Below are 13,471 nucleotides of genomic sequence, written 5' to 3'. Positions count from 1 at the left end.
CCGTCCCGGCATGACCGAGCCGCCCGATCCCGTCACCCTCGCCGTCCTCGACAACCGGCTGCGCGCCATCGTGGAGGAGATGGGGGAGGCGATGCTGCGCACCTCCTATTCCCAGATCCTGAACTCCTCGCGCGACTTCTCCATCGCGCTCTGTGACGCGCAATGCCGGCTGGTGGCGCAGGCGGATCATATCCCGGTCCATGTCGGCGCCATGCCCTGGGCCGCGAAGGCGGTCGCCGCCGCCTTCCCGGCGCCGCGGGAGGGCGATACCTATCTGCTGAACGACCCCTATCATGGCGGCAGCCACCTTCCCGACCTGACCATCCTGATCCCCGTCTTCGCGGACGGTGCGCTGCGCTTCTGGTCCGTGGTGCGGGCGCATCAGAGCGATATCGGCGGCGCCACCCATGGAGGCTACAACCCGGGTGCGACGGAAATCTGGCAGGAAGGCCTCCGCATCCCGCCCATCCGCCTCGGCGAGGGCGGCGCGCTGCGGGACGACCTGATCCGCATGCTGGCGACCAATACCCGCATCCCGCGCGACTTCACCGGCGACCTGATGGCGATGATCGGCGCCGCCCGGCTCGGCGAGCAGCGCCTGCGGCCCTTGCTGGCGAAATACGGCGCGGCGGGGATGGAGGCGGCGGTCGGCGCCATCCTCGACCTCTCCGAGGCGCATGCGCGGCGCATCCTTGCGACCTGGCCGGATGGGAGCTGGACGGGCGAGGCCTTCCTCGATGATGACGGCTTCGGCCGGGAGGACATCGCGATCCGCGCCCGCGTCACCAAGCGGGGCGAGAGCCTGACCGTCGATCTCTCGGACAGCGACCCGCAGGCGACCGGCTTCGTCAATTCCAGCTACCCCAACATGCGGAGCGCCGTCGCGATGGCGTTTGCGTTCCTGCTCGACCCCGACCTCGCCAAGAATGACGGCGCCTTCCGCCCGCTGGAGGTGATCGCCAAGGAAGGCACCGTGGTCTGGGCGCGGGAGGGCGCGCCGGTGACCATGTGCACCTCCCACTGCTCGAACGAGATCGTGGAGGCGATCATCCGCGCCCTGCAGCATGCGGTGCCGGACCGCGCCATGGGCGGCTGGGGCAGGCGCTTCCGGGTGGCGATCACCGGGCAGGATGCGCGTCGCCCCGGGCGGCGCTTCGTCTGGCACCTGTTCCATGCGCGGCCCGGCGGCGGCGGTAGCGCGCGCGGCGATGGCTGGTCCACCGCCGGCGAATGGCATTCGGCCGGCGGGCTGAAATTCGGCAGCGTCGAGATGGCCGAGGCGCGCTTCCCCCTGCTGTTCGAACGGCATGAATTCCTCCCCGGCTCGGCCGGCGATGGCGAGCATCGCGGTGGCCTCGGCGGCGAGCTGTCCCTGCTGGTCGAGAGCGACGGGCCCTGCCGTGCCAATACCGCCGGCGACGGCGCCCGGCATGGCGCGGCCGGCATCTGCGGCGGCCAGGATGGCGCGCCGCACCACTATGTCCTGCGCCGGGAGGATGGCACGGAGCGCGTGCTGCGCACCAAGGAGGTCGGGATCGAGGTGCGGCCCGGCGACCGCGTGATGGTGCGGGCCGGCGGCGGCGGTGGCTGGGGCGATCCGGCGCGGCGCGACCCGGCATCCCGCGCCCGCGACGCGCAGGAAGGGCTGGTCTGATGGCGGGCTATCGGATCGGCATCGATGTCGGCGGCACCTTCACCGATGTGGTCGGCATCGCTGCCGACGGCACCCAGACCCTCGCTAAGGCCGCCAGCACGCCGGAGGACCAAAGCCTCGGCGTGGTCCAGGGCCTGCGCAACCTCGCCGCCGCCCTCGGGCTCGAGCTCGGCGCGCTGCTCGCCCAGACCGACCGCATCGTCCACGGCACCACCGTCGCCACCAATGCCCTGCTGGAACGCAAGGGCGCCAAGGTCTGGCTGCTGACCACCGAGGGCCACCGCGACGTCATCGAGATGCGCGAGGGGCTGAAGCCGGAGCGCTACGACCTCCGCCTGCCGCCGCCCGAGCCGCTGGTGCCGCGCCACCGTCGCCTGCCCATCCGCGAACGGCTGCGCGCGGATGGCAGCGTCGCCATCCCGCTCGACCGCGCCTCGGTCGAGGCCGCCGTCGCACGGCTGAAGGCGGAGGGCGCCGAGGCCGTCGCCATCGCCTTCCTGCATGCCTGGGCGGCCCCGAAGCATGAGCATGAGGTGGCCGCCGCCATCGCCGCCGCCCTGCCCGGCGCCACCGTCACCTGCTCGGCCGATGTCCTGCCGCAGATCAAGGAATTCGAGCGCTTCAGCACCACTGCGGTGAATGCCTATGTCGGCCCCGTGGTCTCCCGGTATCTGGCACGCCTGGCCGGACGGCTGGAGGAGGCGGGCTATCCCGGCCCGCTCTTCGTCATCCTCTCCCATGGCGGTGTCGCGCCGGTCGAGGAGGCGGCGCGGCTCGCGGTCGGCACCGCGCTCTCCGGCCCCGCGGGCGGCGTTGCCGCGGCGGTGGCGTTGGCCCAGCAGGGAATGGGCGCCGATCTCGTCACCTTCGACATGGGCGGCACCTCGACCGATATCGCCCTCGTGGTCGGCGGCGAGGCGGCGCTCGGCCGTGGCCGCACCGTGGGCGGGGAGCGCATCGCGCTCGAGAGCCTCGATATCGTGACGCTCGGCGCTGGCGGCGGCTCCATCGCCCATCTCGGACCGGGGGGCACCTTGCAGGTCGGGCCGCAATCCGCCGGCGCGGTGCCCGGCCCCGCCTGCTACGGCAATGGCGGCACCGAGCCGACCGTGACGGATGCCAATCTCGTCCTCGGCACTCTCGATCCCGGCGCCTTCCTCGGCGGCGCGCGGCGGCTCGACCGCGCGGCGGCGGAGGCGGCGGTCGGGCGGCTCGCCGGGCAGCTTGGTCTCGGCCTGCTGGACTGCGCCGCTGGCATCCATGCGCTGGTCAATGCCCGCATGGCCGATGGCGTCCGCGTGGCGACGGTGCGGCGCGGCGTCGATCCGCGCGATTCCGCGCTGCTCGCCTTCGGCGGCGCGGCCGGGCTGCATGCGACGGCAGTGGCGCGGGAGCTCGGCCTGCGCCGGGCCACCGTCCCGCTCTTTGCCGCCGGGCTCTCCGCCTGGGGCATGCTGCACACCGACCTGCGCTACGAGCTGGCGCAGAGCGCCGTCGGCGCCACCGGCATCCCGGAGGATGCGGCGCTCCGCACCTTGTTCGATGCGCTGGAACGCGACGGCCGCGCCCGCATGGCCGGCTGGTATGCGGGCGAGGTCGCCATCCGCCGCAGCGCCGATATGCGCTATGGGGAGCAGGTCTTCGAGATCGCGGTGCCGCTCGACGGCATCGATTGGGCGGGACCCGATCTCGCCGGCCAGCTTCGCGCTGCCTTCCATGCACGGCACCGCGCGCTTTTCACCTATGACCTGCCGGAGGAGGAGGTGGTACTGGTCAATGCCCGCATCGCCGTCATCGGCCGGCTGCCCGGCCACCCGCCGGCCGCGCGCACGGAGGCTGCGCCCGCCGCCCCGCTCGGCACGCGTCCGGTGCGGCTGGAGGGCGCATCGGCGGAGTTGCCGGTCTGGCGCTTCGAATCCCTGGCGCCCGACCAGCGCATCGCCGGCCCCGCCATCGTCGAAAGTGCGACGACCACCGTGCTGCTGCGCCCCGGCGATGCGGCGCGGATGGATGGGCGCGGCTGGCTGGATATCGCGGTGGGCTGATCAGCCGCGACCGTAGCGGAAGGTGATCATGCCGGGCTGCGTGCCGGCGCGGCGCGGCACCAGGCTCGGCTCCGCCCCGGGCTGGGCGCCGAGCCAGGCGCCGTAGAGCCCCTCCAGCACCGCGCCGATCCAGCTGCCACCTGGATCCGCCCCGGTCGCCACCGCCGGCGCGGCGCAATGGGTGATGACCAGCATCCGGTCATTGGGGTCGAGCGCGATATCCGCCCAGCCCCAATCGGCCGCCGCCAGAACCTCGTTCATCCGCGCCTCCAGCTCCGCCAGGCTGCCGCAGGGCGGCAGGGGCTGGTTGGCGCCGAGCCTGGTGCCGACCGTCCGCAGCAGTGAGTCACGCGAGGTGGCGTCGAGATGCGCATCCAGCGTCTCGACCAGCGCGCGGAGGAAGCCGCGCCACTGGGCCGCGACGCCGCGGCGGGCGAGATAGCTCAGCGCAGTCGGCTCATTGGCCTGCATGCGGGGCCTCTCGGGGGCAGCCTGGGCCAGCGGGCCATGGTCCATGAAACGGCTTCCCGACGCTATTGGTCGAAGCGATAGCGGGCGAAGAACAGGCCACGCGCCTCGTTCCAATTCGCCGTCCGGTCGTAGCGCAACAAGGCGCCGATGCGAAGATTCGGCGTCACGGAATATTCTATGTCGCCGCGCACGCCGCCGATGATGCCAGAGCCCGAGCGGGCCGGCTGGCTGGCCCGCGCCGTCGGATCGGCGCCGAGGCTGGATTCCAGCTGGGCCTGCAAACCGGCATCGGTCGGGAAGTAGCGTGCCGCGTCTTCCTTGTAGCTCTGATAGCCGATGGTGCCGCCGATCCGGTAGGCGAGGTCGCCGCTGCGGCCGCGATAATCCACCGGGATATTGGCGGCGAAATAGCTCTGCGGGCTGAAATAGCCGCCATTGCCGTAGGTGTAGAGCCGCTGGTTCTTGTCATAGCCGAAATAGACCAGGTCGAGCCCGGTCTGCAGCTCGTCCTCCGGCCGTTTCCAGACCATGTAGGAGGCGCCGGCCCCTGCCTCGAAGCGGCTGTTGCTGGCGGTGTTCTGGCCGTTGAAGACCGAATAGCCCGCCCCGGCATAGAGGCCGACCGGCCCGCTGCCATATTCGAGTTGCGCCCGCCCGCCGGTGCGGACCACGCCGCCCCAGCTCCGCCCCGAATTCGGGTCCCGCACGCCCGACCACGACAGCACGCTGTCGGTCACGGAACGCTGCTCGGCGGTCAGCCGCAGCCGCACCGTGCTGCTGAGCGCCGGCGCCCATTCGACGCCGCCCAGCAGGTTCTGCTGGCGGAAGCCGATCGGCGAGGTGCCGACATCCGCCCGGAACCCTTCCTGGGAATAGCCGAGGCCGAGTGCCACGCCGCTCGCCTGGGTATCGCGCGCGACGAGCCGGCTGCGCTCCGCCGCACTCGGCGAGGCATTGGTGCCCTGCAGCGACCCGGCCACCGCATTGGTGCCGTAGCTGCGCAGGTCGTCGATATTGTTGCCGCCCATCTTGCCGGCATCGATGCTGACCGGCGTCATCGTCGCGGTGACCCGCCCACCGAGCACGCCGGAGCCGATGGAGGCTTCGACCGGCGCCGAGACTTCCTCCAGCCGGTCGCGGCCGGCGGTGCCGGACCGGGTGCGGTAGCCGATGCCGCCCTGGATCCGCGCCGCGGCCTCATCCCGCACCGCCAGCAGCTCGCGCTGGATCTCGCTGGTCAGCGGGTCGGTGCCGGTGGTCGCCATCGGCGTCAGCGGCCGGGCCTGCCGGCGGAAGGGGTTGTCCGAGCCGCCCTCGGCGACCATCGCCGCGCCGCCCGTCATCGGGTCGCCGCCGGGGCGGCTGCCGAGTTGGGCGCGGCGCTGCGCCGCCGCCATCTCCAGCGCCCGCAGCGCGCGGCCGGTATTACCCGAGGCCCGGGCCAGCTTCGCTTCCAGCAGCGGCACGCGCGGCTCGTCCGGGCTCAGCGCCCGGGCCTCGACCAGCAGCGCCTCGGCCCGCGACCAGTCGCGCGCGGCGATGGCGGCATCCACCGCGGCGAAGCGGGCATCGAGGCTCTGCGGATCGGCGCGCAGCACGCCCTCGGCGATCTGCCCCGCCTGCTGCGGCTGGTTGGCGCCCTGGTAGAGCCGCGCGAGGGCCAGGTTGGCGGCGGTATTGGTCGGGTCGCGCGCCAGCACCGGGGCCAGCGCATCATAGGCGCCGGCCTGGTCGCCCTGCTCGTTCAGCCGGTCGGAGACGCGGATGGCGAGGCCGGATTGCAGCGACGCGGCCTGCCGCCGCTCCTCGCTGCTGAGATTCGGCTGCGCCTCGATGGTGCGGGCGAGGCGGATCGCTTCCTGCTCCGCCCCGGCACCGAGCAGCGCGCCGGCGATGCCGAGCCGCGCCGTCGCCGTGGCGCGCGGATTGGCCGCCAGCGCGGCCTGCGCCGCCTGCATCGCCCCGCTGGTGTCGTTGAGCTGGCCGAAGCCGCGCACCGCCGCTTGGCCATTGGCGCCGGTCGGGTCGGGCCGCGCAGCCAGCGCCAGCAGCAGGCTGCGCGCCTGCTGCTGCTGGCCGCTGCGCCAGAGCGTCGCGGCGCGCTGCGCCTCCTCGGCGACGCGGGTGCGGGCCAGCAGCCGGTTCATATCCGCATTGCGGAGCCGGACAGGAATGCGGTTGATATAGCCGGCGGCTTCGGCCGGCCGGTTGTCGTCATCGGCAAACAGGGCGGCGGCATAGAGCGCATCCGGATTGCCGGAACTGGCCGGCTCCTCCGCCACCTGCCGCGCCTCGGCGATCCGCCCCTGGCGGGCGAGCAGCCGGGCCAGGTCGAGCCGGATCCAGGGGCTGGCCGGATCGAGCCCCTGCGCCTCGCGCAGCATGGCGATGGCGGTTGCCGTGTCCGAGGCGCGCTGCGCCTCGGTCCGCAGCGCATTGGCGCGCGTCGCATTCGCCGTGCCGGCCGTCAGCGGCCCGCCGGCACGGCGCTGCATCTCCTCCGCCTCGGCAAAGCGGCCCTGCTGCTGCAGCACTTCGTAGAGGCCGCTGGCGGCAGCGCCGAAATTCGGCCGGCGGGAGAGCGCGGCGCGGTAGCGCGTCTCGGCGCCGGCGAAGTCGCCGCGGCGCAGCGCGAGATCGCCGAGCAGCGCATCCGCATCCGCGCGGTCGCCGGTCTCGCGCGCGGTGGCACGGCGTAGCGCCTGCTCCGCCGCATCGAGATTGCCGGCCTGGAGCTGGTTGCGGGCGGTGGCGAGGTCGGTGGCATAGCTGGCGCCGTCCAGCGCCCGCTGCCACTGGTCGCGCTTCTCGGGCGCGAGGCGGATGGCGCGTTCCAGCAGCGTGCGCGCCTCGCCGACGCGGCCCTCGCGCAGCCGCACCAAGCCGAGGCCGCCGGTGGCATCGGCATCTTCCGGGTTGCGGCTGACGGCCAGTTCGAATTCCCGCTGCGCGTCGCGCAGCTTGCCGGCATTCAGCTGCTCGAAGCCGCGGATGCGGCTGAGGCTGGTCTCGTCCGGCGCACCCACGGGCGGGTTCTGCGCCTCGGCCAGCTTCTGCTGCACCGCGGTGTCGTTCGGGAAACGCTCCAGGAAGGATTGGAGCTGCGGGACCATCTCCGGGCTCGGCCCCTGCCAGAGCAGCGCCTGGCGCCAGGCCGCCGTCGCGGTGTTCGAGACCTCGGGATTCGCCGCGAGCTGGCGCAGCCGGGCGATGCCATCGGTGCGGGTGGTGTCGCGATAGGTCAGCACCTGGGCATAGGCCAGTTGCAGCCGCATGTCGTTCGGCGCCCGGGCGGCGAGGCGCGAGAGCCCGTCCCGTGCCTCGGCAAAGCCGCCCTCGGTGCCGGCGAGGGTCGCGTAGTATTCCTGCGCATAGGCATCCGGCGGCGCGGCGCCGCGGAACAGCTCGCGGTAGCGCTGCGCCGCCTCGGCCGCGCGGCCGGCCTGGGCGAGGCGCCGCGCCTCGTTCAGCGCCGATTGGTCGACGGTCGCGGCGCGGACGGTGATGTCCGTCTCCGACAGGCGCGGGTCGTTGGGGGCGAGCTGCTTCAGGCGGGTCAGGTAGCCCTCGGCAGCCTGCCGGTTGCCGAGCTGCGCCTGGGACTGGGCCGCACCCGACAGCGCCTCGGCATTGCGCGGATCGACGGCCAGCACCCGCTCCAGCGTGCGCAGCACCAGCTCGGGCCGGTTCTGCAGCCGCCAGTAATTCGCCTGGTCGAGCAGCGCGGCGACCGCCGGATCGGTGCCCGGATGCACCGCCTGCGGGGTGGCGGGCGCGGCGGCGGGCACTGCGGCTGGGGGGTTAGTTTGCGCCAGCGCCGCGGCCGGCGGCAGGCCGGCGAGCGCGGCGACGATCCAATGCGCGCGGCGGGGCATCAGTTGGTCCTCATGCGCAGGCGGTGCACGGCACGGCGGCGCAGCACCCAGTAGAGCGGCGATGCGATCAACAGGATGGCGATGGCCAGGGCCAGCAGCAGCATGCTCGGGCTGCCGGAGAGGTAGTATTGCGGCCAGAGCCAGGGCGGCAGCGTGCCGACCGGGTAGCTGTGGCCGAGGCTGTAGCCCTGCACCCGGCCGCCGCTGAGGATGGCGAGGTCGCCCTGGATGCGCGGCAGCTGCTCGGGGTCGCGCAGCGCCGCCACCATCGCCTCCAGCCCGGCCGGCGAGGCGCCGGTGACGACCAGCACCGATCGGCCCGACTTGAGCGGGGATTCGAAGCCGAAGACGGCGCCCAGCGCATCGCCCGGTGCCGCAAGCTGGGCAGAGGCGCGCTCCGCCTCGCCCCGCCGGGCGCCGCCGCCGAAGACATGACGGAAGGGCCCGAGCGCATCCGGCAGCGCGACGCTCAGCCGGTTGCCGTCGAGCTGCAGCGGCGCGTTCTGCATAAGCTGCTGCAGCGCCGGCTGTCGGCCGAGCGCGCCGACCACGATCAGGTCGCGCTCCGCCGCCTGGCCCAGCGCCTGCGGCCGCACCACCTGGATGCCGGTCGCCGGATAGCCGACCAGCGCCGAGATCCGCCCGACCAGGCCAAGGAAGGCCGAGACCTCGACCGGGCTCGGCCGGTCCGGCAGCACCACCGTGGTGGTCGAGAGATCGGCGAGGCGGGTGAAGGGGAAGCCCGAGCTGGCGAAATAGGAGAGGTTCGGCAGGGTCGTGAAGCGATGCGCGGCGGAAAGGTCGATGGTGCTGTCGGGATCGATCCCGGCGCGGATATCGCCCGGCACCGCGACGCAGTCGCCACGCGAGAGCGGCTTCATGTCGAAGCGGAGCTGCATCTCGTTCTGGCCGAAGACGATCCAGGGCGGAATGCCGACCCGCCCCTCGGACCGGTCGCCGCCGCCGAAGACGCGCGCGAGCGTCGAGAGCGGCCAGGCCGGCTCGGCCCGCCGCAGCGGGAAGCTGCGGAGATAGAGGTCGTTCACCGTGGCATCGATGCGCGAGACGGCGACATCGACGATCGGGCCCGGCGGGGCGCGATAGCGGATCTCCGCCTCCAGCGGCCGGTTGCGCCAGGTGAAAAGGTCGGGCGCGGTGCGGAAGGGGATGGAGATCGGCCCCGGCGAATAGCCATAGACCTGGAGCTCCGAGGGATCGACCAGTTCGCCGAGCTTCACCGGCCGGTCGCTGCGGATCCAGCGCGGCGCGTCATAGGGCTGGCGGGCCGGCACATCCGGCACCTGCACCAGCGCCAGCTCGCCCGACAGCGCCTCCCGCCCCACCGCGATGGCGGTGGCGGCGGCCACGGTCTCCGCCCCGGTGCGGCCGCCCAACACGAGCAGCAGGCCGAAGGGGTCGTTGGGATTGGGCACCACGGCGACCGTCGGCCCGTCGAAGCGCGGCAGGGCGAGGCCGGGGACGCTGTCCGCACCGGTCGCGATCACCACCCCATGCCCACGCAGCGGCGGGCTGGCGCCGGTCGGGAAGCTGGCGCCGCGGTAATCCGCCTGCACCGCGAACCAGGAGGTGGCGATGGCCGCGGCCCGCATGGCGTCGTTGCCGGCGCCCTCCGGCAGCACCACCGGCAGTTCCAGCGGGTCGCGCAGCAGGCGCGGATCGAAGAAGGGCTCCGGCAGCCGCGCCAGGTCGCGGGTCAGCGGCAGCTTCTCCAGCACCAGGTTCAGGGTCGAGGTATCGGAGACCACCGCCCAGAGCAGGCCCGAAAGCGGATCGTTGCACTCGACCGCATAGCGGCCGGAGAAGCGGAAATTCAGCCGGTTGTTGTCGGCGAAGAAGACCGGGTTCACCGGGAAGTCGAGCGGCCCGAAGGAGGGCCGGTTGCGGTCCGGCTGGATCGCGCCGACGAATTGCTCGTTCAGCGAGACCGCAATCTGGCTCAGCTCCGGGATCAGCGCCGGCGAGGTGGAGCCCTGCAGCACCAGCCGCGCCTGGGTCACCACCTCGTCGCTGCGGACGCCGAACAGCACGCCCTGCAGGTCCGAGGTGCCGCGGAGCTGCATCGGCGAGCGCAGGCCGAGCTGGCGCAGCGAATAGCTGACCCGGCGGGTGCCGAGCGTCGGATCCTGCGCGCCGGGCGCCGCGAAGGCCGGGGCGGCCGGGGCCGGCGTGCCGAAGGCGGGCGCAGGGGCCGGTGCGGCACCGAAGGCCGGGGCCTGGGCTGGCGCGGGCGGCGCGCCGAAGGCGGGGGATTGCGCCGGGGAAGGCACGGCCGGGGCCGGCGCGGCCGGGGGCACGCTCGCCCGCTGCGCCGCGGCCGGGGCGGCGAGGCCGAGCCCCAGCCCGACCAGCAGCCAGGCCGCGGCCCGGCGCGGCGCCTCTCGCCGTCCCTCACCCGGCCGGGTGGTGCGCGACAGGGCCGCCGGGCGTTCCGGCGGTGGCGGGGCCGGCGGCGGGGGCGGCGGCTGCCGGTTTGCGCGCGAACGCCGCCGCAGCGAGAATTGCGAGCCGCCGCGCACCAGCCCGGTGATGCTGAGGATCACCTCGCGCAGCGAGCGCAGCGGCCGGTCCACCCGCGTGTCGTCCCAATTCACCCAGGCATCGGCGCGGCCGAGCACGGCACGGACGATCTGCCCCTCATCGCGCAGATCCTGCGGCGCGAAGCGCACCTGCAACCGGCCCTCGGACCAGCGCAGCACCTCGGCCGGCAGCGCGATCACCTCGCCGCCGCAATCGAGTTCCAGCGTGACCACCGCATCCTCGGGCAGCCCATCGGGCCGGTCGGCATAGACCGCGGCGCCGCCGAGCGAGAGGTCGCGCGTCTCCGCCTCCACCGCGCGGCCATCGGGCAGCAGCACGATCGCCGGAATCTCGGCGCTGATCCGCGCCCGCTCGCGCAGCTGCCGCCTCTCCCGCCCCACCGCCAGGCCGGTAAGCACGGTGATGAGGCAGAGCAGCGCCCAGACCAGGTTCAGCGCATAGGCCTGGAATTCGAGGCTCTGCCGCTCATTGGTCAGCAAGCCGACGATGCCGGAGACGAGCCCCGCCATGAGGAAGAGCGACAGCACCATGTTCGGCCCGACCGCGCGCAGGTCGAAATAGCCATCCGCCAGCGTGCCGCCCTTGTCGGTGACGTTGAAGCGGCCGCGCCGCGGGTCGAGCAGCGTCGCCAGCGTCACCGGCAGCAGATAGACCGACAGCACCGCCTCGTAGATCTCCGACCAGAAGGAATGCCGGACGCGACCCTGGATGCGGCTGGCGGTGACGATGGAATGGATGATGTGCGGCCCCGCATAGGCGACGATCGCCAGCGGCGAGGCGGCGATGATCGTCTCTCCCATCAGCAAGTAGGCGAGCGGCGCCGTCATGAAGACGAAGCGCGGCAGCGGGAAGAGGAAGTGGAACATCGCCATGAAGTAGCAAAGCCGTTGCGCCCAGCCGAGGCCGCTCGCCGTCAGCGGGTTCTCGATGCGGAGGATCTGGATCATCCCCCGCCCCCAGCGCATGCGCTGGCCGATATGCAGCATCAGCCGTTCGGTGGCGAGGCCGGCCGCGAGCGGGATGCGCAGATAGGCGGTGCGCCAGCCCAGGCGCTGCATCCGCAGCGAGGCATGGCAATCCTCGGTCACTGTCTCGGTCGGGACGCCGCCGATCTCCTCCAGCGCGGTCCGCCGGATGACGGCGCAGGAGCCGCAGAAGAAGGTGCCGCCCCAGAAGTCGTTGCCCTGCTGGATGAGGCCGTAGAAGAGCAGGTTCTCGTTCGGCACGCGGTTGCCGGTGACGAGGTTCCGCTCAAAGGGATCGGGCGAATAGAAATGGTGCGGCGTCTGCACCATGCAGAGGTCGCGGTCGCGGAGCATCCAGCCGACAGTGAGCTGGAGGAAGGCGCGGGTCGGCACGTGGTCGCAGTCGAAGACGACGACATACTCGCCATCCGTCTCCTCGAGTGCGTGGTTGATGTTGCCGGCCTTGGCGCCCTTGTTGTCCGGACGGGTGATGTAGGCGGCCCCGGCCTCGGCGGCGAAGCGGCGGAATTCCTCGCGCTGTCCATCGTCCAGCACATGGACCCGCAGTTTCTCGGGCGGCCAGTCGAGCGCCAGCGCGGCGAAGATGGTCGGCTTCACCACCTCCAGCGGCTCGTTGAAGGTCGGGATGAAGACATCGACCACCGGCCAGAGATCGACATCCTCCGGCAGCGGCACCGGCTTGCGGTCGAGCGGCCAGACGCTCTGGAAATAGGACAGGACCAGCGCCGCCACGGCATAGATCTCGGCCAGCAGCAGGCCGGTGCCGAGGAAGGTCTGCCAGAAGCCGTTGTAGTCGAGCGTGTCGTTGAGCCGCCAATAGATGTAGCGCAGCGAGACGATGGCCGAGAGGGCCGAGAGGGCGATCGTCACCGTCCGCCCGCGGAAGACATTGGCAACGAGGAAGAGGACGAGGCCGCCGATCGCCAGATAGGCCTGGTCTTCCGGCTGCAGCGGCGCGACGATGACGACCAGCGCCGCCATCAGCCCCATCACCGTCGCCACCGCGCCGCCGACGCGGCTGCGCATGAGCGGCAGCCGCGCCAGGCGTTCGCGGGAATGCGCCGCACCACTCATCGGCCGGCCCATCCGGCCGCGGCGATCTCGGGCATCGCCGGCCGCGCCGCCGCGATCCCGCGCACCAGCGCCGCGAGGTCCTGGGCCGCCAGGCTGCCAGGCGCGAGGTCGAGCAGCAGGCGCTGCGAGGCCAGCGCCTCCGCCACTGCAACGTCGCGCCGGATGGCGCCGAGCAGCCGTGGCCCGAACCGCCGCGCCACGCTCTCCGCCGCCGCGGCGGACAGCCGGCTCTCCGGCTCCAGCTGGTTCAGCGCCACGCGCAGCCGCCCGGCGAAGAGCGCCGTCATGCTGCCGGCGCCGAGGAAGCGGCCGCTCTCGATCTCCGGCACCAGCGCGGCGCTGCCGGCATCGGCCAGCAGCACGGCCACGATCATCGCCGCATGCGGCGCCACCAGGGTCAGCGCCCGGGACGCGCCCGGCGGCATATCGGCCACTACCATCAGGTCGGGATCGGCGAGGATGGCGCGCAGCGGCGCCGCCAGCAGTTCCGGCTCGCGCTCCAGCGCCGTGGCGAGGTCGAGCGCCCCGATGATGTCCACCGCGCCATGCGGCAGCAGGATCACGCCGGAGGGCGTCTCCCGCACCGCATTGCGCCAGTCGGGCCGCCGCGCCAGTTCGTGCGCGAAGCCCTCGTTATCCTGCAAGGGCAGGCCGAAATGCAGCCGCAGCGCATTCTGCGGATCGAGATCGAGGGCCAGCACCCGCTGCCCGCTGCGCCGCAGCGCATCGGCGACATTCGCGGCAAGCGTTGTCTTGCCGACGCCGCCCTTCGGCGAGGCGAAGCAGATCAGCGGCATGAGGGATCCT

General features: G+C 72.8%; 6 protein-coding genes. 2 read left to right on the top strand and 4 right to left on the bottom strand.

Going from position 1 to position 13,471, the window contains the following annotated elements:
* Positions 1-10 precede the first annotated feature (10 nt).
* Positions 11-1,654, top strand: a complete 1,644-nt coding sequence (locus JMJ55_RS06460) for a hydantoinase B/oxoprolinase family protein (RefSeq protein WP_202824691.1) — start codon at positions 11-13, stop codon at positions 1,652-1,654.
* Positions 1,654-3,699 carry a hydantoinase/oxoprolinase family protein gene (locus JMJ55_RS06455; protein ID WP_202824690.1) on the top strand — a complete coding sequence of 682 codons (2,046 nt, stop codon included), beginning with the start codon at positions 1,654-1,656 and terminating at the stop codon, positions 3,697-3,699. The genes JMJ55_RS06460 and JMJ55_RS06455 overlap by 1 nt, the downstream gene beginning before the upstream one ends.
* On the opposite strand, the gene bcsD is transcribed toward JMJ55_RS06455, so the two are convergent.
* From bcsD to JMJ55_RS06435, 4 genes are read right to left on the bottom strand one after another with little or no spacing between them, the layout of a single operon-like run.
* On the bottom strand, positions 3,700-4,215 hold the full coding sequence (gene bcsD / locus JMJ55_RS06450; protein WP_202824689.1) for a cellulose biosynthesis protein BcsD: 516 nt from the start codon (positions 4,213-4,215) through the stop codon (positions 3,700-3,702). It abuts the gene before it with no gap.
* 17 nt (positions 4,216-4,232) lie between these two features.
* The gene (locus JMJ55_RS06445; protein ID WP_202824688.1) at positions 4,233-8,045 is read right to left on the bottom strand and encodes a cellulose biosynthesis protein BcsC; all 3,813 of its coding nucleotides are present in this window, start codon (positions 8,043-8,045) and stop codon (positions 4,233-4,235) included.
* Positions 8,045-12,664 carry a UDP-forming cellulose synthase catalytic subunit gene (gene bcsA / locus JMJ55_RS06440; protein WP_202824687.1) on the bottom strand — a complete coding sequence of 1,540 codons (4,620 nt, stop codon included), beginning with the start codon at positions 12,662-12,664 and terminating at the stop codon, positions 8,045-8,047. Before bcsA ends, JMJ55_RS06445 begins: the two co-directional genes overlap by 1 nt.
* Positions 12,661-13,461, bottom strand: a complete 801-nt coding sequence (locus JMJ55_RS06435) for a cellulose synthase operon protein YhjQ/BcsQ (protein ID WP_202824686.1) — start codon at positions 13,459-13,461, stop codon at positions 12,661-12,663. The genes bcsA and JMJ55_RS06435 overlap by 4 nt, the downstream gene beginning before the upstream one ends.
* Positions 13,462-13,471: the final 10 nt, after the last annotated feature.

Origin of the sequence: Belnapia mucosa, assembly GCF_016775475.1 — a bacterium.
Classification (GTDB): Bacteria; Pseudomonadota; Alphaproteobacteria; order Acetobacterales; family Acetobacteraceae; genus Belnapia; species Belnapia mucosa.
This window is presented reverse-complemented; position numbering and strand designations above follow the sequence as displayed.